Below are 23,896 nucleotides of genomic sequence, written 5' to 3'. Positions count from 1 at the left end.
GGGCCGGGCTTTTTTGCCCTCCACCACACGCAACCCATACACCGGAGAACCCATGGATCTGCAGGTAGCCCGCATCGGAAAGCCCCACGGTATTCGCGGGGAGGTAACCGTCCAGCTCTTCACTGATGCGCCCGAGGAGCGATTCGAGCCCGGTGCAGTTTTCCGGGTGGAGCCCGCCGCACAAGGGCCGCTCACGATCGCCAGCGCCCGCTGGAACAAGGAGATCCTGGTTCTGGGCTTCGAGGAGGTTCCCGACCGTAATGCAGCCGAACTGCTGCGTGGCGCGAAGCTCTTCATTGAGTCTGAGGAGACCGATGACGACGACGACGGTTGGTATGAGCATGAGCTGGTCGGCCTCGAGGCGCGCGTCGGAGACGAAGTCATTGGGAAAGTGAGCGCGCTGCGCACCATGACGGTTCAGGACCTGCTGATCATCGAGCGGCCCGACGGTGAGGAGATCCTGGTGCCGTTCGTCGAGGAAATTGTGCCGGATGTCGATGTCGAGGCAGGCTTCGTGGTCCTGACTCCTCCCGAGGGCTTGCTTGAGCTGAACCTGCCGGGCTCCAACCAGGCGGAGTCCGACCAGGCGGAAACTGAACGAACGGCTGCCGACGATGATATTGAGAACGTCAGCGCTGACAAGAAGGCTGACCACAGCTAGTGCGTATCGACGTCGTCAGCATTTTCCCCGAGTACCTCGCGGCCCTGGATCTCTCCCTTATCGGGAAGGCGCGGCAGGACGAGCTGCTTGAGCTCACTGTCCACAACCTCAGGGACTTCACAACCGACCGCCATCGTACCGTCGATGACACACCGTACGGCGGGGGTGCCGGCATGGTCATGAAGCCGGAGCCGTGGGCGCAGGCGCTCGAGAGTGTGCAGACCGGGCGGCGGCCGGTGCTGATAGTTCCCTCACCCGCCGGAGCTGTCTTCACCCAGGCAATGGCACATGCTCTTGCGCAGGAAGAGCATCTGGTGTTCGCCTGCGGGCGTTACGAAGGAATCGACGAGCGGGTCCTCGAGTGGGCAGCTGAATCTTTTGATGTCCGGCCACTCAGCCTTGGTGACTACGTGCTCAACGGTGGGGAAGTGGCTGTCCTCGCCATGGTGGAGGCCGTGGCGAGGCTATTGCCCGGCGTGGTGGGCAACCCTGAGTCGCTCGTCGAGGAGTCGCATTCCGACGGGCTGCTGGAGTACCCGGTGTATACGAAACCTTCCTCCTGGCGGAACCTGGACATCCCGGACGTGCTTTTGAGCGGCAACCACGCACGCATTGCGCGCTACCGGAGAGACGAGCAGCTGCGTCGGACCGCCACGCGAAGGCCCGATCTGCTTGAGAAGCTCGACGTGCAAACGCTGACTGCGGCCGACCACGCCGTCCTCGCCGCTCAGGGATACGCAATAGTCGACGGGAAAGTGGCTCCTGTTGCGCCGTCGTCGTCGGTTTCACCGTCCTCTGACGCATAGTCGGAGCTGCCACGGCAAATCAGTGTGCGCCGTCCATTCGGGGGAAGCGCGCCGCTGTGGCATAATTGAAGCTCGTGCCAACTGGTACGCGCCTGCCACAGGGGGAGCGTAACCGACAGGACGGCACACCGGAATGCGCCGAAGGCGCGTCGGTATCTAAACTTCAACGGCAATTGCCTGCTTGCAGGTCTTCGTCGTTGTGACCAACGTGAATGACCTGCGGCGTTCACCAGGAGTAATCAGATGCATATTCTCGACAATGTGGACGCAGCCTCCCTGCGTAGCGACGTTCCCGATTTCCGTGCGGGCGACACCCTGAAGGTCCACGTCAACATCATCGAAGGCAAGAACACCCGTGTTCAGGTCTTCCAGGGATTCGTTGTCGGCCGCCAGGGTGACGGCGTTCGCGAAACCTTCACTGTCCGCAAGGTCAGCTTCGGTGTCGGCGTTGAGCGTACCTTCCCGGTGCACTCCCCGGTGATCGATAAGATCGAGGTAGTCAGCAAGGGCGACGTGCGCCGCGCGAAGCTCTACTACATGCGTGATCTTCGCGGCAAGGCTGCAAAGATCAAGGAAAAGCGCGATCCGAAGACCGTCAAGTAATTCCTTTCCTTTCCCATGCCTGAATCTTCCGTTGTGCGGAAAGCCTCCAGGCAGCAGTCGAAGCGCTGGCCCGGTATTGCGGGCTGGCGCTTTGCCTTTTATTCTGTCGCCGTCGTGTGCGTTGTGGTTCTCGGCGTACGCGCGCTCCTGGCCGATGTCTTCTACATCCCATCCGGATCCATGGAACCGCTGCTTGCGGAAGAGGATCGCGTACTTGTCTCGCGCACGGATTATGTATTCGGTGAGATCAGGCGGGGTGACGTCGTCGTCTTTGACGGGAGGGGGTCATTCGCACCCCTCGGCGAGGGCGGTGTCCGGCAGGTCGCCTCGGACCTGGCACACTTCTTCGGCGTCGGAACCTCTGACACAACGTACGTCAAACGTGTGATCGGCGTAGGCGGGGATACCGTGGCCTGCTGCGACACCACTGGACGGGTCTCGGTCAACGGGAACGCCATCGAGGAGCCCTACGTTTTTCCCGGGGACGCTGCTAGTGAATCCAACTTCGAGGTCATGGTTCCAGAGGGTAAGTTGTGGCTCATGGGTGATCATCGATCGGAGTCCTTTGACTCCCGCAGCCTTCTGGGCGCCCCGGGCGGCGGACTTGTCTCTGAGGAGAGGGTCATCGGCCGGGCGACCTACGTAATGTGGCCCTTCGAACGCTCAACCAGCATTGCACGGCCGGCGGATGGCTCGTCGTCAGCCGAGCGTACCCCGAACGTACAACAGAGGAATTACAGATAATGGCTAAAGCCCACCCGGGGACCCCGAACGACGGCGCGGACGAGTCCGCAGACACGCCACGTTTCGATGGTCCCGGCGAGGACTCCTCCTCTGGCCGGTCAGCAGCCCGCAGTTTGGGCAGTTGGGCCAAAGAAGTGCTCATCATCGTGGCCGTCGCGTTGCTGCTGTCCTTCCTCATCAAGACCTTCCTCTTCCGAGCGTTCTTCATTCCCTCAGGGTCGATGGAAAATACCCTGGAGATCGACGACCGCATCTTCGTGAACCAATTGGTTCCTGCACCCTTCGAGCTGAAGCGCGGTGACGTCGTCGTCTTCCGCGACAGTCAGGGGTGGCTTCCTGAGCCGGCAGCAGGAGCTGTCACAAGCAACTGGTTCAAGGACACGCTCATCTTTGTCGGGCTTCTGCCCGACGAGTCCCAGCAGCACCTCGTCAAGCGGGTCATCGGCATGGAAGGTGACCGGGTGATCTGCTGTGACGCGGAGGGCCGCATCACCGTCAACGGTGAAGCCCTCGACGAGCCGTACCTGTTCCCGGGGGCGAGCCCTTCAGATACGCCCTTCGATGTCACGGTGCCCGATGGCAAGATCTGGGTGATGGGAGATCACCGGAACGCCTCCGCAGATTCCCGCGCCAACACCGACAAGCCGGGCGGCGGTTTCATCGACGTCGATGAAGTCGAAGGGAAAGCAGCCGTGATCGCCTGGCCTCTGGACCGCATGGGCTTCCTGGGCAACTACCCCGATGTTTTCGCGAACGTTCCAGATGCTCCCCAGACCAGCACCGGACGGGAACAGACGTCACCGTGAGCGGAAAGGCTCCCACACTTCGCTACGAAAGGTCCTTCCTCACCGAGGGCCATCGCTTTCTGGCCGGCTGTGACGAAGTGGGCAGGGGAGCGCTTGCCGGACCGGTCAGCGTAGGGCTGGTTGTCATTGACCTGGCCGCGGTGAAGGGACTGCGGGGCGTTCGGGACAGCAAGCTGCTCAGTGCCCCCGAGCGTGTAGCGCTGGTCCCGAAGATCCAGCGCTGGGCTGTTGCTTACGGTGTAGGTCATGCATCGGCTGCGGAAATTGACGCCGTCGGTCTCATGGCGGCACTGCGAACAGCAGGCAACCGTGCGTGGTCGCAGATTCCGGTGGAACTCCGGCCCGATGCGGTCATCCTGGACGGCAACCACAACTGGTTGGCCCCGGCCTCCCAGGGATCTCTCTTCGACGCGGCCGAGACCCTTCAGGTGAGCTGTGACGCCCCCGTCCATACCCGGATCAAAGCGGACCTGCAATGTCTGAGCGTTGCAGCAGCGAGTGTTCTCGCAAAGGTAGAACGCGACCGTCTGATGGTCGAATTCGCCCAGGAGTATCCGGGTTACGGCTGGGAGATCAACAAGGGCTATGCCACTGCTGCTCACCGCGCAGCGATTGATGAGTTGGGCCCCTGCGTGGAGCATCGCCGGACGTGGCGTCTGGGCAGTACGGCAGCGGGTCCCGACGTGCCCGCCGTCGAAATTGGGGGATGATGGGTTCATGAGCGCCGAAGATCTCGAGAACTACGAAACTGACATGGAGCTGCAGCTCTACCGTGAGTACCGCGACGTAGTGAGCCTGTTCAACTACGTCGTCGAGACGGAACGGCGTTTCTACCTTGCGAATCACGTGGATCTGCAGGCCCGGTCAGCGGACGGCGAGATCTACTTTGACCTCACGCTCAATGATGCTTGGGTATGGGACGTCTACCGATCGGCCCGTTTCGTCAAGACGGTGCGCGTCATCACGTTCAAGGACGTGAACGTTGAGGAACTTGCCAAGACAGACGATATCCCGCTTCCCAAGGACGGTTCCCTGGGGGGCTGACTCTTCCTCCCCATCTCCACGCCTTACCTGCAGTTGCCCACATAGCAGGACAACACCGCACCTCCGGTCACCAGCCAACGCACGCTGGTACCGGAGGTGTTTTCATGAGAACCAAGGATGAGTTGGGCAGACGGGGAGAGGCGCTTGCTGCCTGCTTCCTGGAGGACGCAGGGATGCGGATAATCGACCGCAACTGGCGGTGCTCTCTGGGAGAGATTGATCTCGTAGCGGTTGAGGGTGCCACGTTGGTGGTCGTTGAGGTCAAGACGCGGTCCTCGGAAGCGTTTGGTCACCCGCTGGAAGCAATCACTCCTGGGAAACTGGAACGGCTCTACCTGCTGGCGTCGCGGTGGGCGCGGGCACATGACCTTCGGTTCTCCGGCTTCAGGGTGGATGCGGTCGCCATTGTCGACGACGGCAGCGGACGGCCCGTCATCGAGCACCTGCGGGCGGTGAGCTGATGCCCCTCGGACGCACCTACGCGGTGTCCCTGGTGGGACTGAACGGCTACATCGTTGAGGTCGAATCAGACATCGGCCAGACGCTGCCTGCCTTCGTCTTGTTGGGGCTACCGGACGCATCACTTTCGGAGGCGAAAGAGCGTATCCGGGCGGCCGCGCGCAACGCAGGTCTCCCGCTCACCCGGCGGAAGATCACGGTGAACCTCGTACCGGCTTCACTGCCGAAGCGTGGGTCGGGATTCGACCTGGCCATCGTCATGTCCGCGCTGGCAGCAGCCGGAGACGTGAGTAACTGCGGACGCACTGTCTTTCTTTCCGAACTGGGGCTGGACGGTCGCCTGCGGCCTATCCGGGGAGTGCTTCCGGCAGTCATGGCGGCAGTGGAGGCAGGCTTCACCCGCGTGGTCGTGGCCAGCGGCAACGCGGCCGAAGCCGCACTCGTGCCCAGTGCGGAGGTGAAAAGCTACGGCTCGCTTGCGGAGGTGGCCCTTGCCTTCGGAGCTGACCCCGCGTGCCTCGAGCTGCCGTCACCGCAAATCTTCGAGTCCGCAGCAAGCGTCCAGCGGAACGTGGCCCACGTGCCAAAAGACATGTCCGATGTTGCGGGACAGTCGGAAGCACGCTTCGCCGTCGAAGTAGCGGCGGCGGGTGCGCACAATCTGATGATGGTGGGCCCGCCAGGAGCGGGGAAAACGATGCTGGCCGAACGTATCCCCGGCATACTTCCGGATCTGACGGACAAGCAGGCGATGGAAGTGACAGCCATACATTCGTTGGGAAATGCCGAGTCCTGCAGAGAGCTGCAGCGCAGGCCGCCGTTTGAGAGCCCGCACCATACCGCAAGCGCGGCATCGATCATCGGGGGAGGCAGCGGCATCCCCCGTCCGGGAGCTGCCTCGCGCGCTCACCGTGGGGTCCTGTTTCTCGATGAGGCGCCGGAATATCAGCGACGTATCCTCGACGCGCTCCGGGAACCGTTGGAGAGCGGAGAACTGGTTCTACACCGTGCGGCCGGAACAGCCACCTACCCGGCACGCTTCCAGCTGGTTCTCGCCGCCAATCCTTGCCCGTGCGGGTTGGCAACCGGCAAGGGATTGGACTGCAGCTGTACTGCCCAGCAGCGTCGGCGCTATTTCGACCGGATGTCCGCGCCGCTTCTCGATCGCGTGGACTTACAACTGGCAGTGCACCGCGTCGGCCTCCAGGACTTCGCGGGCACAGCCTCCGCAGACTCCAGCGCGGCCGTTGCAGCGCGGGTCGCAGAAGCGCGTGCTGCGCAACGTGAGCGGCTGTGCACATGGGACCTGACCACCAACGCAGAGGTTCCAGCTCGACTCCTGCACAACGAGCTGAGGCTCACCCGGAAGGCGACCGAATCAGTGGACAAGAAGATGGAGCAAGCCGCCATCACCAAGCGCGGCTATGACCGCGTGCTCCGCGTAGCGTGGGCACTAAAATAGCGTATGTGCAAGCAATCGTGTACCTAAGAATCTCTCAAGACCGTACTGGCCTAAAGGCAGGCGTATCCCGCCAGCGCGAGGACTGCCTACAGCGTGCCAAGGAGCGCGGCTGGGAGGTGGTTTCTGTTCTAGAGGACAACGACGTTAGCGCGGCAGGCAAGCGTAAGCGCCCCGGCTTTGAAGAGATGCTGCACTTGGTCGAGATGGGTGGAGCGGGGGTGGTCATTGCATGGTCTCTGGATCGCCTGCAACGAAACCGCCGCGACGAAGTGCGCCTCTACGAGCTATGCCAGAAACATGGGGCCAAACTCTCACTCGTCAATGGTGCCGACCTAGACTTCTCGACAGCGGCGGGCCGATACGTGGCCGACTCTCTGGGCAGCGTGGCGCGGCTGGAAATTGAGCTGAAGTCAGACCGGCAGGTTGCGGCGCAGAACCAAGCAGCCCACGCGGGTAAGCGTGTAGGCGGACGCAGGCCCTTCGGTTACGATCAGGACGGCGTCACCGTCAAGGAGGACGAAGCGGCAGCGGTGAAAGCCGGTTACGCCTCCTTGCTGGCGGGCGTGCCGCTGGCGCAGATTGCCCGCGACTGGAACCGGCAGGGGTTCTTCACTGGGCAGGCCAAGCGGACGGGGGAGCCGTCACCGTGGGCGGCATACAGCGTGCGTCAGGTGCTCCGGAATCCCCGCTACATGGGCAAACGACGATACAACGGCGAGATAGTGGCCGACGCTCAATGGCCGGAGTTGGTGGATGAGACAACCTGGAGGGCGGCAGACGCCATATTCAGCGATCCTTCCCGCCGACACCAGCCCCGGACGACTGAAGGCTACCTACTTTCTGGACTGGCCAAGTGTGGAGTCTGCGGTGCTCCTTCGCAGTCCGGCGGGAATGCTCGCCCCGGCGTGCGTGGCTACAGGTGCAGTGCGTCGTTCGGGCACTTCGCCCGCATGGCTGACCCCGTGGACGCCTACGTCGCGGCGGTCGTTGTGGCTAGACTGTCCCGCCCGGACGCCTCCGACCTCTTGCACGATGAAACCAAGCCGGACATTGGCGCTCTCCGTGATGAAGCCCAAGCGCTACGTGGGCGGCTGGACTCGCTAGCGGTGGAGTTCGCTGATGGTGCGATCGACGCCTCTCAATTACGGACTGGCACGGAACGGGCGAGGCATGCCCTACAAGTCGTCGAGGGCAAGATGGCTGACGCTGGCCGGGTGAACGTACTGGGGCCAATGATTCATGCCGAGGAAGTGCAGGACGCATGGGACGCCGCCCCGATAGCTCGCAGGCGAGGGATCGTAGACGCGCTGATGCAGGTGTCAATTCACCCACCGGGGCGCGGCACACGCACGTTCCGTCCAGAAACCGTGCAGATTCAGTGGAAGAGCAGCTAGGTCACCGGGTCCCGTAGCTACTGTCTAGCTGCGTAGTAGTTTTCAGCGAAAAGTGCCGCTGACTAGGAACGACACGCCGAGAGGGCGGGTTGTCAGAGCTCTCGGCTCGACTATAACCTGAAAGTACAAATTAACTGAGTGCGCTGTAAACCCGTAAACCCGTGAACACGTAACACCGAAATAGCACTCCTATTCCAATGGGAGAAGTTACGTGTCCAGGGACCCCGTATATGCCGCGCGTTCGCGGCTAGCCGTCGCTACTCGAAGGCGTGATACGCGCGCCGCCGAAGAAGCCCGCCGCGACCTACATGCCGCCATGCTAGAGCGGCGAATCAGGGCGACCCTCGCAGCGTCCCCACCTATCAGCGCCGACCAGCGGGCGCACTTGGCCCGACTGCTCCGCGGCGGTGAAACCGCATGAGCACGGCCAAGAGCGAATCGTTGAACGAGCACGCCGCCCGCGTCGCGGCTGAAGCGCCACCGCTCACTCCTGCACAGCGCGACCGCATCGCAGTACTTCTGCGGGGCGGTGGTGATTCGGCATGAGTCCCCCAACACGAGAAAGCCGCCCGGCGTGCAACCGGACGGCCTTCAACTCAGCACTACACCGCAGCGACCAGTACGACGCTACAGAGGCAAGTGTAAGTCCGGCGCAGGGTAGCGCGCTCGCTATTGCTCGCATACTTGTCGACGCGGGCATCCCGGTCTTCCTGGCACGTCCGGCATTGGACGCTGACGGCGCGTGGGACCCCTGCGGCGGCAGCGGGGGCAGCGGTTATGTTCTCCCGCCCCGGTGGCAGCAGAGTAAGGCAGACCCCGCCGTGTTGGACGATTATCAGCCGGGTGACGCCCTCGCCGCTGTCACGGGCCATACGGCGGACGTTCTCGATGTGGACACGCACAAGGGCGGCGATGCTTCGAAGCTGGACCTCCAGATAGGGGGCGTGTGGCCGGACGTGCTCGGGGTTCAACGCACACCTAGCGGGGGCACTCACGACTTCATCAACCCGCTGCGTGTGGGAAGCCGCGACGGCTTCACCAAGGGCATTGACCACAAGGGCGGCAGGGCTGACGGTAGCGGGCGCGGTTTCGTGTGGATTGGTCCCACCAAAAAGCGTTCCAAGGTGACCGGAGAAATCGAGGAGTACCGCTGGGAGACTGTTCCGGACCCCGCACTGATCGATTCCACCGACACTAGTGGGGAGGGCATCGCCCGGATCATCGAGGACGCGCGTGGAGCGAAGGGCACCGCCGAAGCCGAAGTCGGCGCGGAAGCTTACGACGCCATGACGCCGGAGCGCCGTGCTCAGGTGGACCGCTACATCAATTCAGCGGTCGCCGGAGTGACTAATGAGCTGACATTCAGCGACAGCATGAGGCCGGACGCTCGGGACGCTCGCGGGCGTGGCTGGGAGAAGATACAGGCCGACGCCGCTAAGCGACTAGGGGCACTTGCTCGTGCCGACTGGAACGCCTACACCCTTGCGGACGCGCAGAAGGATTTCGAGGAAGCTGCCCCGACAGACACGGGCTGGACCGCCGCCAACGTGCGCGAGAAGTTCAAGGCGCAGGCTCACCGTGGCGAACCAGCACCAATGCCGCAGTTGAACGGCGTGGACCCCGACACCACCGAGGATCCGGAGGACCGGCTGGCTCGCGTCCGGGAGAGGTTTCCCCGGTTGGATATGGCCGCGCTGTTGGACCCGGACAGGCCGCGCCGTGAGTGGGTTATCTCAGGACTCATCCCTGCTGGGGCCTCAGTTGCGTTCGTGGCGAAGGCAGGGTCCATGAAATCGCTGCTGCTGCTCGCACAGAGTCTGGCTGTTGCCCGTGGCGACGACAACTTCGCTGGCCTGACGATTCCGCGTCAGCGCCGCGTTTGTTACGTGGACATGGAAAACACCGAGGACGACCTGGAGGAGCGCATCACCGATCTAGGGGTGCGTCCGGAGGACATGCAGGAGTTGATCTATCTGCACCTGCCCAGCCTCACCGCACTAGACGTACGGGAAGGCGGGCAGCAGATAGCGGACGTCTGCGACGCCTACGGGCTGGCCAAGGGCGACATGGTGGTGCTGGACAGTTTTCAGCGCGTGGTGGATGGACCCGAGAACGACTCGGACACCTACCGGGACTTCTACAAGCACACGGGCTTCCTCCTGAAGAAGCGAGGGTTGACCGTCGTTCGCACCGACAACACCGGCAAGGACGAGTCCAAGGGGTCCCGTGGTTCGTCGAGCAAGCGCGATGACGTAGACATCGAGTTCATCATCAGGCGCGATCAAGTGGAATCAGCCCTCCACATTGCGCCCGGCAAGGTCCGCATTAACGGCATCAAGTCGCTGTCCCTAACGGTGGTCATGGATGAGGACAACCAGCTGACATTCACCAGCGCGGGCGATCCGTTCCGAGATCAGGTGGCCGAGGCCATGCGGGAGCTTGACGGGCTTGGGCTTCCCGACGATGCAAGCCAGCGCAAATGCGAGCAGGCGATGAAGAACACCCATTCGCGGATACCGCGAGAGGCGATCCGTCAGGCGGTCAAGGAACGCACGGCGCGGGCCAAAAGTGCGCGGCGCACCCACGGCGCACCCAATTTTCGGACTGCGCCATGAACGCGCGGCGCACCACGGCGCAGTCCGCCCCGATGGACTCCTTTTCCCTCGCCACCAGAGGGAGACGAGTGCGCCGTCCTTCACACGGCGCACCACGGCGCATCCCCGAGCGGCACTGCGCCGCGCCACCTCCTCCTTATAGGAGGTGGCGCGCGGTGCGCAATGGCCCGCCAAAGAGAACCCGCTAACCCATCCAACTCCTACACACCCGAGGACAGAGAAATGCAGTGTTCATCACCTACAAGGAAATCGAAGAAGGCGAAGCCGCCCGACGCAAGCGGGCGACCCGCCCGGACCCGAAACCGGACCCCAGAGACGTTCCCTACTACCGCCCCGGTAAGCCCAGACAAGATCAGCTGCTCCGGCACTGGCATGCAAGGGCGCTGCGAGCAGAAGCCGAAGTGAGGATGTGGCGGGAATTGGAACAGATCAGGCAGAGGAAGAAGGAGCAATGACACCGGAAACATGCCCCGAGTGCGGAGCCGCCAGAGTCAGGAACTGGGTCTACGACCATTCCCGCGCGAACCCGGCCTGCACCATTGGCGACCGTGAAGACGCCACACAAGCGGCCGACCACGAGAAGTTCCGCCACGGCTGGCCGTGGACGCCCGCTTTCATCAGGCCGGCGACGACCGCCGAACTGGAATTGGTGGGGGTAGCCCAGCCAGCCGGGGACGAGAAAACCCTCGTCCGACAACTAGCGGCTGGTGCCCACCACCGCGTAATCGCAGGAGTTGATGCCAAGTGAAACCAACCGTCCATGAGATCGCACAGAGAGTGATGCACGATCCGCGGTATCAGAACGAGCAGGTGAAGGGTGATTTCGTCGCACTGCTCGGGCATATCGGGGGTCTGCAGGAGATAGCGAGTACCACCGAGAAGTTGGATGAACTTCGTGCCCTGCGCAACCAACTGGAAACCCTGCAAGCGAACTGGCCGCGTCCGCAGCTCTGGGCCGTCGCTTGGCTGGATGCGCACGGTGCAGAGCAGCGAGAGTTTTTCCCGGCTGAACAGCAGCGTGCAGCGGAGATGCTCTACGAACGGCTCGACGCTACCGGAGTAAGGGTCATCGAGATGTCGCAGATATTCCTCACTAAAGAGAAGAAGGAGGGCTAGCCATGCCCAAGAATGATCAGCAGGGGTCCGCGCAGGACGCCCAGGAGGTAAACACCCCGACACCCGCCCAGCAGGACGTCAAGCCCGACCAGCCGGAGCCTGCGGAGGACGTCAAGGGCGGCAACAAGGAAGCCGCCAAGTACCGCCGCCAGCTTCGGGACACTGAGGCCGAGCGGGACGCGTTGGTTGAAACCGTGGCAGGGCTTCAGCGTCAGCTCGTGGCGGGCAACCTCCCGCCCGGTTCCAAGATGAACGCCGAAGCACTGTGGACGGCGGGGCGGAAGCCCGGCGACTTTTTCGAGAACGGACAATTGGACGCGGAGAAGCTGAAGATCGCCGTGAAGGAGGTTCACACTGAACTAGGAGTCAGATTCGGCCCGGACCCGATTCACGAATCCGGCGGCGGCTCAGGGCTGGGGCTGCGGGAGAAGCCCGCGACACTCGCCGATGAAGTACGGAAGCGGCGGGGTTGATCCCGCCATTTGGAAAGGCCTCGGAGTGCGAATTCCGAGGCCTTTTCTATTTCCAAAGCGTACATGAATGAACGTGATTTCCCCGTCCTGGGGAACAAAGAGAATCACGGGGGTATATCCCGCTATGCCGTGGGGTGCGGGCGGCCCACGGGGGGCGGGCATACCCCCCACCCCGAATATGAACAGCCTTATGAACAGGGTTATGAACAGCTTGGAATCGGGTACCGGAAAGGTAATAGATCGGCCGCAATTCCTTTCCAAAGAAATGCTTGCTCATTTTCTGAAAGGGGGAGTAGCTTTGCTTTCCCCAGCACGCAATACACAAGTTAGGAACCCCAGAATGAGCACCATGACCAGCACCAAGCCAGCCGTAACCACTAACACCAAGGCGGCACCCAAGACGGCACCCAAGGCGGCACCGAAGGCCAGCACCAAGCCAGCCACCAAGGCCAGCGCGACCAAGGAAGCTACCGCCACCGAACTCCGCAGGAACGCGGCCCGTAACGCGGACCGGATGCCCGATCTGGGTGACTACAAGGAGGGCGACGAGGTGGCAACTGCAGACGGCCGCGAGTGGACCGTGGTCGGCCCGGCGCAGGGCAACACCACGCTGAAGCTGACCCGCGAGCAGGACGGCAAGAAGGAGTCGGTGTTCCGCTTCGCCCGCAACATCAAGCGCGTAGGCAAGTAGCACCAACCGAAAAAATCCCCCGCTACGGCGGGGGATTTTTTGTGCCTGGAATCCGGTAGCCCCGGCTCCGTGTGTGGTCCGTAGGCGGTCCCGTGGTGGCTGGCTGCCCGTAGGTGTCGTGCGGGGGCTGGCGGAGCCGCTGGCGGACCTGCGGGCGCTCCCTCGGACCGCTTACCAAGCGCGCGTAGTCCGCAGCGGCTTACACGCGGGCGGAAGAGTCCGTGGATTCGGGCGATTGCCCTTGGACTGGTTGCAGCGGCGGCAGATCACTTGGACGTTGTCCAGCGTGTCCGTCCCGCCCCGAGCGTGCGGAATGATGTGATCCGGCTCGGCCGAATTGGGCTGACGGCTGACCTCGTAATCGAGCAGAACGCGGCAGAACGGACACCGCAGCTGTCCCCGTGCTTGCGCCTGCCGTAGTGCAATCTTGGACAACTTCAGCCAGCCGGTTGTCCCGGTGCGACTGGTGACCATGAGAACGCCCTTGCAGGTTGGAAGCCCTGCCGCGCGAAGGAAGGGAAGCAACGCGCGGCAGGACTGGCTTATGCGGTGATCGTGATCCGGTTGATGACCGTTGGATGCGGGAACCCAAACCCGATGCGGGCGGTCGAACGGATAGCGATTCGATCGCTGGTGAAAAACGCGTCACCACTGATCGCCATTTCCAAGTCCTCGCGGAGAACCGTCATGGCTGTCGTGGAGTCAACACCCCATGCCGTACCCTGCGGGACGTTGGCGTTCACGAAGACCGGGCGATCCTGGATATCCCGTGGCGTCTGCGTCAGCGTCTGGTTGCTACCGGTGGCCGTTTTCAGGGTTGCCACCGTGAGCGCGTCGGTTGGGTTGAGAACCCAGCCGGTGATATTTCCGCCCGCGTTCTCGGCGTTAGAGACCGCTGCCGCGAACGGGTCCAGATTCACCAGCCCGCCGGAAGGCGTGACTACGACCGACGTGGTCAGTGAAGCTAGGCCCTTCGGCGCTGGTGCGGCGAGGTTGCCCAACCATGCGGCGTTTACCTGCCGAACGATGGACCGAGCCAGCCCGTCAGCCACGATCTGCACAGCGTCGGGGCTGGAATCCCTCGCCAGTTCCCTAGAAATGATCGTGAGTCCGGCGACCTTGGCAGGCGTCACGGGCAGTTCGCTGAGCACCGGGTCGTCCGGGATAATCTCGCCGCCTTCGACGACCCACGATGCAGCGGCGTCCTCATCCACGATGGGAATATTGAACGTGGCGCTACTGGTGGTGACCAGCGATGCGAGAGCGGGATGGAATGGCAGCGCTTCGGCGGCGATAGCCTTGATAACCAGATCGCTGTATTCCTGGGGAAGAATTCCGTTTGCTGCGGCTTCCAGAAGTGTCATGGCAGAATTGCCTTTCAAAGAGAAACGAATTGATTTCTCTGGAAAGGCACCGCCATTTTCCAGCTGCCCCACTGGGGCGGCGTGACGCGGAATAGGCCACAGACCAAGAATTCGGCGTCGAGTGAAGGTTACATCTCATTCAAGTCGTTTGAGTGCTTCTGTGGCTGCTGCCGCAAGTTTGCGGTAGGACTCTGTGCGGTGCTTGAGCGATACCACTGCTTTTGAAGCCGCCTCTACAACCTGTTCATGAGTCAGCCCCTCGACATTTGAGATTGCAGCTACGGCTATGTCATGCGGAATCTCAATCGCTTGCCCCCAAGTAGATATCTCCCGAAGCCCTTCCCTAGCGGCGTTCTTGAGGACGTCCTCTTTGACCGCGAAGTCAGCGATCAGGTGAATGGTAGCAATCTGCTCACCAACCCCGACTCCGTCGCGACCGTCGGAGGGGCGACCGTGTGCCGCAGCAAACAAGCTCACGAACTGCTTGGACGTTTCTAGTCGGCGGCGCATGCCCAAGTCACGGAAACCGAGAGCGGCTGTCAGGACCGCAGCGCCGGACCCGATCAGGGTTACTACCAGAACCTGCCAGAACTCCATGCATTCCCCCTCTTCAGCGCTAGCCCAATACGCACGCTGCACCAAGAGTACTAGCGGCATACATCCCCAAACGGCCTGCCCCGTCGGATGGATGCCTATGGCATGGCGTACATTCGCTGGCGGCTAGGATCAGCCCATGGATGAATGGGGGATAGCGCTAGTCGCTTTCTTCGGTGCGATCGTCGGGGCAGTAGTCGGTTTCATCGGGTTGGCTTGGCAACACTCAGCAATGCGGGATGAAGACGTGCGAAAGGCGGGTGCCAAGCTGCTGTACCACGCTGAGGTCGTCAAGAACGGCTACGTCCTGTACAGGCAGGTCATGTCCCGAAGAGGTCTAGCACACCCCGAGCCGCCCCAAAATGTCAATGAATCCGCTAATCAGGTTGGCGAGTTGCTGCGCTACATCGAGATTGCGGCCAGCACTGATTTATACATCAAGGTCGTGGAACTTACGACGAAAACCGGCGAATTACACGCGGATATGCTTCACGTGGCGAAGTCGAATAGCCAAATCGCAGAAGACCGTCTGGAAGACCTGATCCACCGGTGGTTCGTCGCGAGGAACATTCTCGCAGTGGAGTTGCGACATCCTGGGGCGAAGCCGATCAGATGGCGAGTGCGCCAGTTGAAAGAGCTACTGTTCCGCCGCAATTGAGGCCGAGAGTGTCAGCGGCATGCCATACACTCGCGGGCATGCCTACAGAACACGTCGCAGAGATGGACCCTGACGAGATCGAGTACAGCAAGCACGTTGTGAAGCTGCTCAAGCGGGTGGATGAGATCAGCGGCGAGCTGAACAAGCACGTCGATGCTCCCGGAGGGTCCAAGCTGGCCCTGGATGATTCCCGGTCACCTTACTATCCCGTATCAAGCTATGGCTATGTACAGCTTCTGGTGGCTGTTGGCTGTCTGGAATCTTTAGGACAGATGATCCTCCGCGAGGATGAGAAGTCGATTGAGCTAACGGCGGGACCTTATGGCTCCTACGCCCTTGTGCGTAATGCTCTCGACTGCGCAGCAACCGCTCTCTGGCTACTTGAACCCCACAGTTCCACTCTGAGAATCAAGCGTCGGGTAATGCTCGAAGTGGACGAGACAAGAAATGCGGCCGCGCTACGAGAGTCCACCGGAGAGCGAGGTCGGCAAGATAAACTGGCGCGCCGCTGGGAACGGCTCCGGGAGGTGGTCGGGCTGGCAGAGTTGGCGGATTGGGACCCGCTCAGCAAGTCAACGAGGCTGCCTAGGATGACCGACATTCTCAAAGCTATCGAGCGGCACCACCATGAACATGATGGCGTTGTGATGCCGTGGCTTGCTGCGTGGCAACTGGCAAGCGGGCATGCCCACGGGAAGGTGTGGGCTCAAATCGCCTCACACCAGATGGACGAGATCGCGGACACGCGGACGGAAACCGGCGCCACCTTCCGCGTGACCATAAAGTTCGGGATGCTCGCAGCGTTGTTGTTCGAGACGGTTCAACTCATCGAGTCCGCAACAGCACGCTATGTCGCGCTGCTGCGGGCAGCCTGAAAGGGCTAATGGCAGCACCTAAGCTATAGCGTTGCCCACCCGGTCGCGTGGACGATTGCTGACCTGGCTGGAAAAACTGCTCCCACCGGCGATGATGTCACGGCCGCGCTTCTCTTCCGGACCAGAGAGGACGCAGCATGAGCGCCTCTCAGTGGAGTGAAGAGCAGATCGCCCGTGCTGCCCTTGCGCGCCTGTTCGAATCGTCTGACAATGTCGGGCTGACCCTGGTAACCGCTGCTGGGCCGGTGGAGGCGTTGCAGATTGCGACGGGTAAAAAGCCGTGCAGCCCTCGTTTACACCGCGCGTTGCTCGAACTGCTGGCCGCCGGTGGGCACAGGGTGGGCACAGATGCACTCGGACAGTCCATCGACCGGTGGCGTGCACGCGTGGACAGTCTGGCGCCCCTGCGGGATCTGGAAACAGTTCGGCGTTTTGGGGGGACGCTGCTGACGCCTGAATCGGACTGGTGGCCGCAGGGCCTTAAGGATCTGCAGCTGGATGAGCCGATGTGTTTGTGGGTGCGTGGGGAGCACCCGGTGCCTATTCCATCGCCCGATCATTCGGTGGCTGTTGTCGGCTCTCGGGATAGCACTGCCTACGGGGCCGAAGTGACGGGCGGCATGGTGACCGGTCTGGTCGCACGTGGCTATACGGTCGTATCGGGCGGCGCTTACGGGATCGATGCGCAAGCCCACCGCAGCGCGCTGGCTAGGGCAAGGGAGGACCACCCGCTTCCCACTCTGGGTGTCCTGGCAGGCGGAATTGATCGCTATTACCCGGCGGGGAACGAGAATCTGCTGCGCGAAGTCGCCCAGCGAGGACTGCTTGTGTCGGAAGTTCCGCCCGGATCAGCGCCCACGCGTTATAGGTTTCTACGGCGTAATCGGCTGATTGCTGCACTCAGCTCAGTCACCGTCGTCGTTGAGGCACGGTGGCGTTCCGGAGCGCTCAGCACCGCGCACCACGCGGCAAACCTCGGCCGCGCTGTGGGGGCGGTACCTGGGCCGGTCTACTCCGTGAACTCAGCCGGGTGCCATCGGCTTCTCCGGGAGGGCAGCGCCATTTGTGTTACGGATGCTGCCGAGGTCGCAGAACTGGCTGGTCCCTTCATGGTGGTGAGCGGGGAAGACCGCGACGAAGCGCCCGCCCTCCACGACGGCCTGACCGTTGAAGACCTGCTGCTGCTTGACGCACTGCCGGTCCGAGCGTCCTCGACAGTCGACAAGCTCGCTGTGGTGGCAGGCCTCAGCGTGCCCGGTGTCCTTGCTGGGCTCGGTCGCCTCGAAACTGACGGTCTTGCAGAACGCACCGACGACGGTGGTTGGCGAAAGCGGCGGAAGTGAATACCTCCGGCAAGGCCCCACAGATATCGCTCGATGAAACATGAAAGGAATGAATATGAACACCTTCACGATCATGGACAGCCCGATCGGGGGACTGGTCCTCGTCGCCCGCGGTGAAAAACTGGTCGGTGTGTATCACGAATACCATTCACCTGAACCCTCGCCGGTTTTTCTTGGCCTTCCCTTCACCGAGGGTACACAGCCGGGTCCGCCCCCCGGCACGGACGTGTCAGAGTTGCCGGCGTTCAGTAAGGAAGCCGTTTCAGGGGTGTTCCGTGAGGCGAGTAGATGGCTGCATGCATACTTCAGAGGATCGATGGAGGAACCGGTGGGCTACGAACTGGTTTCCGGAACTGACTTCCAGCGCTCAGTCTGGGACGCCGTATCGAAAATCCCCTATGGTGAAACACGCACCTACAAGGACATCGCACACGCTCTGGGAAATGACTCGATGGGTCGGGCGATAGGCGCGGCGGTGCGTGCCAACCCGGTATCCATCCTCATACCGGGACACCGGGTCGTTGGCTCAGGCGGGGCAGTCACCGGCTATGCCGCAGGCGTTCCCGTCAAGCGGGCATTGCTGGAACTGGAAGCCGCTGTCCGGGCCGGGGCCGCTGCCTGATTCCACTCCGTCGGGGCACGTGCCCGGGATTCTGTACACCACGCCCTGCATGGGATGTATCGGATCACTGGCACCGCACGGTGCGCCTCCTTGAGCGACCCAGCCTGCTGACGGAGAGTAGTCCATACAAGATCCGGACACCGTGTGGAGGCAGGCAATGAGCGAACCCGGCCGCGGCGCCCCGCGGGACCCGTTCGCCCGGGAGGTGGACGGATTCCTCCGGTACCTGTCCCGTGAACGGAACCGCTCAGCCCATACCGTCCGCGCCTATCAGGGAGACCTGGAGGACTTTGCGTCGTTTTCGGCAGCGTGCTCAGTCGACACGCTCGACGGAGTCGATCTGAGTTTACTGAGGTCATGGCTCGGGTCGCTGGATGAGAAGGGCCTCTCCCGGACAACAATCGCAAGACGAGCATCGACGGTCCGCAACTTTCTGGCCTGGGCCTCACGCGAGGGCTACATCCATGACAATCCCGCACTTCGGTTGAAGGCGCCGCGCCGGCGGAACGGGCTGCCCGATGTCCTGTCCGTTCCGCAACTCGACCCGCTGTTGACCGCCACTCAGAAGGCAGCAGTGGGAGGTGATCCTGCCGCCCTTCGCGCACGTGCAGTGCTGGAGTTGCTCTACGGCTCGGGCATCCGGGTCGGCGAGATGGTCGGGCTGGACATCGACGATCTGGACCATGACCGGCGGGTTGTCCGGGTACTCGGTAAGGGCAACAAGGAGCGCACTGTGCCATACGGCGTGCCGGCCGCCCAGGCATTGAACGACTGGCTCACCCGCGGCAGGAACCGTTGGGTGGGGCCTGAGAGCGGACCGGCTCTGTTCCTCGGTCCTCGGGGCCGCAGACTAGACCAGCGTCAGGCGCGTGCAATTGTGGAGAAGCTGCTCGCGACGGTGGAGGGCACCGCTGCGAGCGGGCCACACGCACTTCGTCATACGGCTGCTACCCACCTGCTGGACGGCGGCGCTGATCTGCGGGCGGTTCAGGAGCTTCTCGGGCACCGGAGTCTGGCTACGACCCAGCTTTATACCCATGTGTCCGTGGACCGTCTGCGCCGCAGCTACGAGCAGGCCCATCCCCGTGCATGAATGGCAGGGAACCAAGCGGCACCGAATACTCCGAAGGTAATCACAGTGGCGTGATTTGCCTTCATGGGGCAGAATGAAGCGTAATTCAATACGTGTGGTCTGAGAGCAGCACCCGGGCAACAAGGGCAGTACCTCACCAAGAGTTGAAGGTCGTTGGGGAAGACGTACCTACAGCTATGGAGGATGGAATGTCTGTTGTGATGGCGCGCGGTGTTTTGTATATACACTCAGCCCCTTCTGCGTTGTGCCCTCATATCGAGTGGGCCGTCGGGTCGGTTATTGATCAGCGGGTAGACCTGCAGTGGTCCCCGCAGCCAGCCGCGCCCGGAATGTTTCGTGCGGAGCTTTCCTGGGTTGCAGGGCAGGGCTCCGGCGCTAAACTGGCGTCCGCCCTACGAGGCTGGGCTCATTTGCGCTACGAGGTTACCGAAGAGCAGAGCCAGGGTGCTGACGGCGGTCGCTGGTCCCACACGCCCGAGTTGGGGATCTTCCATGCCACAACTGACGTTCACGGTAACGTCATGATTTCGGAGGACCGTATCCGGTACGCCTACGAGGCCGGCGCCGGTGACCCGGCCGCTGTGTACCACGAACTTTCCCTCGCGCTCGGAGAATCATGGGATGAGGAACTGGAGCCCTTCCGTCACGCGGGCGAGGGCGCACCTGTACGCTGGCTGCACCAGGTCGGCTAGCAACACGACCAGAAACGCGAAGAAGGCCCGGGTTCCGATTGGAATTCGGGCCTTCTTCCGCGTCTAAGGGCAGATCAGGCGTTCCTCACCACGATGACGGCATTGTGGCCGCCGAATCCGAAGGAGTTGCTGAGCGCGACGATGTCGCCGGACGGCAGATCGCGTGCTGAGGTGACCACGTCCAGCGGAATCTGCGGGTCCTGGTTCTCGAGGTTGATGGTCACCGGGGCACGGCGCTCATGGACGGCCAGAACAGTCATCACCGCCTCAACTGCACCTGAGGCACCCAGTAGGTGGCCTGTTTGCGACTTCGTGGCAGAGACTGCGACCGAGTCGACCTGACCGCCCAGGGCGGTCTTCAGCGCGACGTACTCCGGCTGGTCTCCCACAGGCGTGGACGTCGCGTGCGCATTGACATGCACGACGTCGGACGCTTGAGCACGCGCATCGAACAATGCGGCCTTGAGGGCGCGGGTGGCACCAAGGCCCTCGGGGTCCGGCGCGGTGATGTGGTAGGCGTCGGCGGTGACGGAGGTTCCCGCCAGTTCTCCGTAGATGCGGGCGCCGCGAGCCAGGGCATGTTCCTCTGCTTCAAGGAGCAGCGCTCCCGCACCCTCACCCATCACGAAGCCGTCGCGATCGACGTCGTAGGGGCGCGAGGCATGTTCAGGATCGTCGTTGCGGCGTGACAGGGCCTGCATGGACGCAAAGGCAGCGATCGGCATCGGGTGAATCGCAGCTTCGGCACCGCCGCACATGACTACGTCGGCTTTACCGGAACGGATCAGTTCGAGTCCCTGGTGAAGGGCTTCGGTGCCGGACGCGCAGGCCGATACGGGGGTATGCGCACCGGCGCGGGCGCCAAGGTCCAGACTGACCGCGGCCGCCGGACCGTTCGGCATCAGCATGGGAACGGTCATGGGCAAAACACGACGGGGGCCCTTGGCCTTGAGGGTGTCCCAGGCATCGAGCAGCGTCCAGACGCCGCCGATACCGGTGGCGAAGGCGACAGCTAAGCGATCGTGGTCCACATCCTGTATGCCCGAGTCGCGCCACGCCTCACGGGCAGCAACGACTGCGAACTGGGTTGAAGGGTCCATCCGCTTGGCCTCAACCCGTGTGAGGACTTCACTCGCAGGAGTCGAAACCTGGGCAGCGAAGGTGACGGGGAGCTCGAACTCGGCAACCCAGTCGGCCTCGATGGTGCGGGCGCCTGAGACGCCCTTTAGTGCGTTCGCCCACATGGTGGGAACATCGCCGCCGATGGGTGTGGTGGCGCCCAAGCCGGTGATGACTACTTTGCGTGCCATGGTTCACTCTCTGATGCGTCGTTGTTTCCGTGTGGAAGGTGCCTGAAGATGCGGCGATGGCGAAGTCGAGTGCCATCGCCGCACACGACTAGGACTGAGCGTTGGCGATGAAGTCCACAGCGTCACCGACGGTCTTGAGGTTCTTGACTTCCTCGTCGGGAATGCGCACACCGAACTTCTCCTCGGCGTTGACGACGATGGTCATCATGGAGATGGAGTCAATGTCGAGGTCGTCGGTGAAGGACTTGTCCAGCTCTACGGATTCGGGAGCGAGGCCCGTCTCTTCATTCACGATTTCAGCCAGTCCTGCGAGGATCTCTTCGTTGCTAGCCATGATGGCTCCTTTTCTATGTGTTCCGGTGCATACCGGATCGGTTCGATCGGGCCGCGGTTACGGCTCGAAGCGGAAAACTACGGGAGGACGACCACCTGGGCGCCGAACACCAGACCGGCGCCGAAGCCGATCTGCAGTGCAAGGCCTCCGCTGAGCTCCGGCTTCTCGGAGATGAGGCGGTGCATGGCGAGCGGGATCGATGCGGCCGAAGTGTTGCCGGCGTCGACGATATCCCGGGCAACGGCCACCTGATCGGGCAGGCCGAGCTGCTTCACCATCTCGTCGATGATCCGGATATTCGCCTGATGAGGAATGAATGCCACGAGATCTTCAGCGCGGACGCCTGCTGCATCGAGTGCTTTCTGGGCGACTTTGGCCATTTCCCAAACAGCCCAGCGGAACACGGTGGGGCCATCCTGGAGCATCGTCGGCCAGATTGCCGACTCCGCGGCTGAGGACAGTGCATCGGCGCCCTGGGACAATGCAGCCAACGACAGGTCACGCACGTCAAGGAGCGAATGCGTCATCCGGATGGATTCATGCTTGCTGCCGTCGGAACCCCAGACAGATGGCCCGATTCCGGGGGAGTCGGACGGTCCGATGACGACGGCGCCGGCGCCGTCACCGAGTAGGAACGAGATGGTGCGCTCGGTGTTGTCGATGAAGTCAGAGAGTTTCTCGACGCCGACTACGAGGACATAATCCGCGGTGCCCGCATGCACGAGGGCATCCGCCTGAGCGATGCCGTAGCAGTACCCTGCGCAGGCTGCCGAAATGTCGTACGCAGGTGCAGGAGTAGCACCGAGACGGTCGGCAAGCTGCGCAGCTGCAGAGGGGGTGGCATAGGGGTGCGTCACGGTGGAGACGAGCACAGCGCCCAGTTGCGAGGCCTCGATGCCGGCGTCCTTGAGAGCAGCTCGTGCTGCGGCTTCGCCCATGTCGATGACGCTGGTGTCCTTGTCGGCGCGGTGCCGCGTGGCAATGCCCGTGCGCTGCCGGATCCACTCGTCGGAGGAATCGATCCACTGACAGATGTCCTCATTGGTGACGATGACATCGGGGCGGAAGACACCCAGACCGTGGATGCGCGTGTGCTCACGCAGTGTGGACTGTTTGAGGGTGGGAGTAGTCACGCGTTTCCTTCTGCGATGGGGGCGTTGGCCGGTGGCGCGGTCCGGGAGTGCTCTTCGATGAAGTCCCGAGCGGCGCCCAGGTCATCAGGTGCTTTTACTGCCAGGCTGGCCGTTCCACGCATCCCGCGCTTTGCCAGCCCTGTCAGGGTACCCGCTGGAGGCAATTCCAGCACTCCGGATACGCCCATGTCCTGCAGACGCTGCATGCACAGGTCCCACCGGACCGGACGGGAAACCTGTGCAATGAGGCTGTCGAGATTCAGTTCGCCGGAAGCTACTGGTTCGCCGTCGTAGTTCGAAAGCAACGTCGCAAGGGGCTCTACCGGAGCCAGGGACGGACGAAGCGCTTCAAGCGCCTCTACAGCCGGCGCCATGTGGTGAGTGTGAAAGGCGCCGGCAACCTTCAGCTGTATGACGCGTGCCTTCTGGGGCGGATCCGCGGCGAGTGCCGAAAGCTGCTCAAGCGTGCCCGCTGCAACCACCTGCCCGCCGCCGTTCGCATTCGCCGCAGTCAATCCGTGCCGCTCAAGGGTGGCCGCGACGTCGTCGGGGTCCCCGCCCAGCACCGCGCTCATCCCGGTAGGAGTGACTGAAGCGGCCGCGGCCATTGACTGTGCCCTGGTGCGCACGAGTGTGACGGCATCCTGCTCGGTCAGGGCTCCGGCAATCGCTGATGCCGTCAGTTCACCGACAGAGTGGCCGGCGACGACGGTCGCTGAAGTGAGCGGTGTGTCACCGAGGAGCACGCGGGCAGCCACTAGCCCGGCGGCAACGATCAGCGGTTGCGCTACGGCAGTGTCGCGGATGGTTTCTTCGTCAGAGACCGTTCCGTGCCGCACCAGGTCGACGCCGGCGGCATCGCTGAGAGCATCAAGGTGCTCGCGCACGCCCGGAAGGTCGAGCCATGGAGTCAGGAATCCGGGGGACTGGGACCCTTGTCCAGGGCAGAGAATCGCAAGCACGTATCAAGCTTTCCAAATGGGCGGTAAGAAGCAGGGTGTTTC

General features: G+C 62.6%; 29 protein-coding genes. 22 read left to right on the top strand and 7 right to left on the bottom strand.

Going from position 1 to position 23,896, the window contains the following annotated elements; translation table 11 throughout:
• The first annotated feature begins 52 nt into the window (after positions 1–52).
• The 16 genes from rimM (at position 53) to M1D74_RS09425 (ending at position 12,874) form a co-directional block, all read left to right on the top strand.
• The gene (gene rimM / locus M1D74_RS09500) at positions 53–661 is read left to right on the top strand and encodes a ribosome maturation factor RimM (RefSeq protein ID WP_309071754.1); all 609 of its coding nucleotides are present in this window, start codon (positions 53–55) and stop codon (positions 659–661) included.
• Entirely contained in the window at positions 661–1,467 is an 807-nt protein-coding gene (gene trmD, locus M1D74_RS09495) for a tRNA (guanosine(37)-N1)-methyltransferase TrmD (protein ID WP_458115164.1), read from the top strand. Before rimM ends, trmD begins: the two co-directional genes overlap by 1 nt.
• A 243-nt stretch (positions 1,468–1,710) precedes the next feature.
• Positions 1,711–2,070 carry a 50S ribosomal protein L19 gene (gene rplS / locus M1D74_RS09490; RefSeq protein ID WP_309071752.1) on the top strand — a complete coding sequence of 120 codons (360 nt, stop codon included), beginning with the start codon at positions 1,711–1,713 and terminating at the stop codon, positions 2,068–2,070.
• A 15-nt stretch (positions 2,071–2,085) separates the two neighbouring features.
• Positions 2,086–2,814: a signal peptidase I gene (gene lepB, locus M1D74_RS09485; protein ID WP_458115163.1), complete on the top strand. Its 729-nt coding sequence runs from the start codon at positions 2,086–2,088 to the stop codon at positions 2,812–2,814.
• Entirely contained in the window at positions 2,814–3,620 is an 807-nt protein-coding gene (gene lepB, locus M1D74_RS09480; RefSeq protein WP_309071750.1) for a signal peptidase I, read from the top strand. Before lepB (M1D74_RS09485) ends, lepB (M1D74_RS09480) begins: the two co-directional genes overlap by 1 nt.
• The gene (locus M1D74_RS09475; RefSeq protein WP_458115162.1) at positions 3,617–4,330 is read left to right on the top strand and encodes a ribonuclease HII; all 714 of its coding nucleotides are present in this window, start codon (positions 3,617–3,619) and stop codon (positions 4,328–4,330) included. Before lepB (M1D74_RS09480) ends, M1D74_RS09475 begins: the two co-directional genes overlap by 4 nt.
• Positions 4,331–4,337: 7 nt before the next feature.
• Entirely contained in the window at positions 4,338–4,664 is a 327-nt protein-coding gene (locus M1D74_RS09470) for a DUF2469 domain-containing protein (protein ID WP_309071748.1), read from the top strand.
• Positions 4,665–4,768: 104 nt separating this feature from the next.
• The gene (locus tag M1D74_RS09465) at positions 4,769–5,125 is read left to right on the top strand and encodes a YraN family protein (protein ID WP_309071747.1); all 357 of its coding nucleotides are present in this window, start codon (positions 4,769–4,771) and stop codon (positions 5,123–5,125) included.
• Positions 5,125–6,585: a YifB family Mg chelatase-like AAA ATPase gene (locus tag M1D74_RS09460; protein ID WP_458115161.1), complete on the top strand. Its 1,461-nt coding sequence runs from the start codon at positions 5,125–5,127 to the stop codon at positions 6,583–6,585. The genes M1D74_RS09465 and M1D74_RS09460 overlap by 1 nt, the downstream gene beginning before the upstream one ends.
• The gene (locus tag M1D74_RS09455) at positions 6,570–7,979 is read left to right on the top strand and encodes a recombinase family protein (protein WP_458115160.1); all 1,410 of its coding nucleotides are present in this window, start codon (positions 6,570–6,572) and stop codon (positions 7,977–7,979) included. The genes M1D74_RS09460 and M1D74_RS09455 overlap by 16 nt, the downstream gene beginning before the upstream one ends.
• Before the next feature lie 417 nt (positions 7,980–8,396).
• On the top strand, positions 8,397–8,525 hold the full coding sequence (locus M1D74_RS09450; protein WP_458115159.1) for a hypothetical protein: 129 nt from the start codon (positions 8,397–8,399) through the stop codon (positions 8,523–8,525).
• Positions 8,522–10,594 (top strand): AAA family ATPase, encoded by a 2,073-nt coding sequence (locus M1D74_RS09445; protein ID WP_458115158.1) that lies wholly within the window; start codon positions 8,522–8,524, stop codon positions 10,592–10,594. Before M1D74_RS09450 ends, M1D74_RS09445 begins: the two co-directional genes overlap by 4 nt.
• A 451-nt stretch (positions 10,595–11,045) precedes the next feature.
• Positions 11,046–11,342, top strand: coding sequence for a hypothetical protein (locus M1D74_RS09440; RefSeq protein ID WP_458115157.1), 297 nt, complete (start codon positions 11,046–11,048; stop codon positions 11,340–11,342).
• Complete coding sequence (locus M1D74_RS09435) at positions 11,339–11,710, top strand: hypothetical protein (protein ID WP_458115156.1); 372 nt, start codon at positions 11,339–11,341, stop codon at positions 11,708–11,710. The genes M1D74_RS09440 and M1D74_RS09435 overlap by 4 nt, the downstream gene beginning before the upstream one ends.
• 2 nt (positions 11,711–11,712) lie before the next feature.
• On the top strand, positions 11,713–12,183 hold the full coding sequence (locus M1D74_RS09430; protein WP_458115155.1) for a hypothetical protein: 471 nt from the start codon (positions 11,713–11,715) through the stop codon (positions 12,181–12,183).
• A 349-nt stretch (positions 12,184–12,532) separates the two neighbouring features.
• Positions 12,533–12,874: a hypothetical protein gene (locus tag M1D74_RS09425; RefSeq protein WP_458115154.1), complete on the top strand. Its 342-nt coding sequence runs from the start codon at positions 12,533–12,535 to the stop codon at positions 12,872–12,874.
• Positions 12,875–13,045: 171 nt separating this feature from the next.
• On the opposite strand, the gene M1D74_RS09420 is transcribed toward M1D74_RS09425, so the two are convergent.
• From M1D74_RS09420 to M1D74_RS09410, 3 genes are all read right to left on the bottom strand, one after another.
• Positions 13,046–13,348, bottom strand: coding sequence for an HNH endonuclease (locus M1D74_RS09420; protein WP_458115153.1), 303 nt, complete (start codon positions 13,346–13,348; stop codon positions 13,046–13,048).
• 68 nt (positions 13,349–13,416) lie between these two features.
• Positions 13,417–14,310: a phage major capsid protein gene (locus M1D74_RS09415; RefSeq protein WP_458115152.1), complete on the bottom strand. Its 894-nt coding sequence runs from the start codon at positions 14,308–14,310 to the stop codon at positions 13,417–13,419.
• A gap of 63 nt (positions 14,311–14,373) precedes the next feature.
• The gene (locus tag M1D74_RS09410) at positions 14,374–14,835 is read right to left on the bottom strand and encodes a hypothetical protein (protein WP_458115151.1); all 462 of its coding nucleotides are present in this window, start codon (positions 14,833–14,835) and stop codon (positions 14,374–14,376) included.
• Between the two features lie 136 nt (positions 14,836–14,971).
• Between M1D74_RS09410 and M1D74_RS09405 the strand changes: the two genes are divergently transcribed.
• From M1D74_RS09405 to M1D74_RS09380, 6 genes are all read left to right on the top strand, one after another.
• Positions 14,972–15,490, top strand: a complete 519-nt coding sequence (locus tag M1D74_RS09405) for a hypothetical protein (protein ID WP_458115150.1) — start codon at positions 14,972–14,974, stop codon at positions 15,488–15,490.
• 38 nt (positions 15,491–15,528) lie between these two features.
• Positions 15,529–16,365: a hypothetical protein gene (locus tag M1D74_RS09400; protein ID WP_458115149.1), complete on the top strand. Its 837-nt coding sequence runs from the start codon at positions 15,529–15,531 to the stop codon at positions 16,363–16,365.
• Positions 16,366–16,502: 137 nt separating this feature from the next.
• Positions 16,503–17,708: a DNA-processing protein DprA gene (gene dprA, locus M1D74_RS09395; protein ID WP_458115148.1), complete on the top strand. Its 1,206-nt coding sequence runs from the start codon at positions 16,503–16,505 to the stop codon at positions 17,706–17,708.
• 55 nt (positions 17,709–17,763) lie between these two features.
• Positions 17,764–18,330, top strand: coding sequence for a methylated-DNA--[protein]-cysteine S-methyltransferase (locus tag M1D74_RS09390; RefSeq protein ID WP_458115147.1), 567 nt, complete (start codon positions 17,764–17,766; stop codon positions 18,328–18,330).
• Positions 18,331–18,487: 157 nt separating this feature from the next.
• A complete protein-coding gene (locus M1D74_RS09385; RefSeq protein ID WP_458115146.1) occupies positions 18,488–19,423 on the top strand; it encodes a tyrosine recombinase XerC in 936 nt (311 codons plus the stop codon).
• 188 nt (positions 19,424–19,611) lie between these two features.
• The gene (locus tag M1D74_RS09380) at positions 19,612–20,115 is read left to right on the top strand and encodes a DUF3145 domain-containing protein (RefSeq protein ID WP_309071742.1); all 504 of its coding nucleotides are present in this window, start codon (positions 19,612–19,614) and stop codon (positions 20,113–20,115) included.
• A gap of 74 nt (positions 20,116–20,189) precedes the next feature.
• Here M1D74_RS09380 and fabF read toward each other — a convergent pair whose 3' ends face one another.
• From fabF to M1D74_RS09360, 4 genes are all read right to left on the bottom strand, one after another.
• On the bottom strand, positions 20,190–21,425 hold the full coding sequence (gene fabF / locus M1D74_RS09375; RefSeq protein WP_309123901.1) for a beta-ketoacyl-ACP synthase II: 1,236 nt from the start codon (positions 21,423–21,425) through the stop codon (positions 20,190–20,192).
• 88 nt (positions 21,426–21,513) lie between these two features.
• Entirely contained in the window at positions 21,514–21,759 is a 246-nt protein-coding gene (locus tag M1D74_RS09370) for an acyl carrier protein (RefSeq protein ID WP_309072588.1), read from the bottom strand.
• A 77-nt stretch (positions 21,760–21,836) separates the two neighbouring features.
• Positions 21,837–22,892, bottom strand: a complete 1,056-nt coding sequence (locus M1D74_RS09365) for a beta-ketoacyl-ACP synthase III (RefSeq protein WP_458115145.1) — start codon at positions 22,890–22,892, stop codon at positions 21,837–21,839.
• Positions 22,889–23,854 (bottom strand): ACP S-malonyltransferase, encoded by a 966-nt coding sequence (locus tag M1D74_RS09360; protein WP_458115144.1) that lies wholly within the window; start codon positions 23,852–23,854, stop codon positions 22,889–22,891. The genes M1D74_RS09365 and M1D74_RS09360 overlap by 4 nt, the downstream gene beginning before the upstream one ends.
• Between the last annotated feature and the right edge of the window lie 42 nt (positions 23,855–23,896).

The sequence above is a fragment of the Arthrobacter sp. D2-10 genome, assembly GCF_054161285.1.
The sequence above is the reverse complement of the archived record's forward strand: the minus strand, read 5'-3'. Positions and strand labels throughout refer to the sequence as shown.

Coding starts and splice junctions, on each gene's coding strand:
- rimM (WP_309071754.1), top strand. CDS start 53: ATGGATCTGCAGGTAGCCCGCATCGGAAAGCCCCACGGTATTCGCGGG.
- rplS (WP_309071752.1), top strand. CDS start 1,711: ATGCATATTCTCGACAATGTGGACGCAGCCTCCCTGCGTAGCGACGTT.
- lepB (WP_458115163.1), top strand. CDS start 2,086: ATGCCTGAATCTTCCGTTGTGCGGAAAGCCTCCAGGCAGCAGTCGAAG.
- lepB (WP_309071750.1), top strand. CDS start 2,814: ATGGCTAAAGCCCACCCGGGGACCCCGAACGACGGCGCGGACGAGTCC.
- M1D74_RS09470 (WP_309071748.1), top strand. CDS start 4,338: ATGAGCGCCGAAGATCTCGAGAACTACGAAACTGACATGGAGCTGCAG.
- M1D74_RS09465 (WP_309071747.1), top strand. CDS start 4,769: ATGAGAACCAAGGATGAGTTGGGCAGACGGGGAGAGGCGCTTGCTGCC.
- M1D74_RS09460 (WP_458115161.1), top strand. CDS start 5,125: ATGCCCCTCGGACGCACCTACGCGGTGTCCCTGGTGGGACTGAACGGC.
- M1D74_RS09450 (WP_458115159.1), top strand. CDS start 8,397: ATGAGCACGGCCAAGAGCGAATCGTTGAACGAGCACGCCGCCCGCGTC.
- M1D74_RS09445 (WP_458115158.1), top strand. CDS start 8,522: ATGAGTCCCCCAACACGAGAAAGCCGCCCGGCGTGCAACCGGACGGCC.
- M1D74_RS09440 (WP_458115157.1), top strand. CDS start 11,046: ATGACACCGGAAACATGCCCCGAGTGCGGAGCCGCCAGAGTCAGGAAC.
- M1D74_RS09430 (WP_458115155.1), top strand. CDS start 11,713: ATGCCCAAGAATGATCAGCAGGGGTCCGCGCAGGACGCCCAGGAGGTA.
- M1D74_RS09425 (WP_458115154.1), top strand. CDS start 12,533: ATGACCAGCACCAAGCCAGCCGTAACCACTAACACCAAGGCGGCACCC.
- M1D74_RS09420 (WP_458115153.1), bottom strand. CDS start 13,348: ATGGTCACCAGTCGCACCGGGACAACCGGCTGGCTGAAGTTGTCCAAG.
- M1D74_RS09410 (WP_458115151.1), bottom strand. CDS start 14,835: ATGGAGTTCTGGCAGGTTCTGGTAGTAACCCTGATCGGGTCCGGCGCT.
- M1D74_RS09405 (WP_458115150.1), top strand. CDS start 14,972: ATGGATGAATGGGGGATAGCGCTAGTCGCTTTCTTCGGTGCGATCGTC.
- M1D74_RS09400 (WP_458115149.1), top strand. CDS start 15,529: ATGCCTACAGAACACGTCGCAGAGATGGACCCTGACGAGATCGAGTAC.
- dprA (WP_458115148.1), top strand. CDS start 16,503: ATGAGCGCCTCTCAGTGGAGTGAAGAGCAGATCGCCCGTGCTGCCCTT.
- M1D74_RS09390 (WP_458115147.1), top strand. CDS start 17,764: ATGAACACCTTCACGATCATGGACAGCCCGATCGGGGGACTGGTCCTC.
- M1D74_RS09385 (WP_458115146.1), top strand. CDS start 18,488: ATGAGCGAACCCGGCCGCGGCGCCCCGCGGGACCCGTTCGCCCGGGAG.
- M1D74_RS09380 (WP_309071742.1), top strand. CDS start 19,612: ATGTCTGTTGTGATGGCGCGCGGTGTTTTGTATATACACTCAGCCCCT.
- fabF (WP_309123901.1), bottom strand. CDS start 21,425: ATGGCACGCAAAGTAGTCATCACCGGCTTGGGCGCCACCACACCCATC.
- M1D74_RS09370 (WP_309072588.1), bottom strand. CDS start 21,759: ATGGCTAGCAACGAAGAGATCCTCGCAGGACTGGCTGAAATCGTGAAT.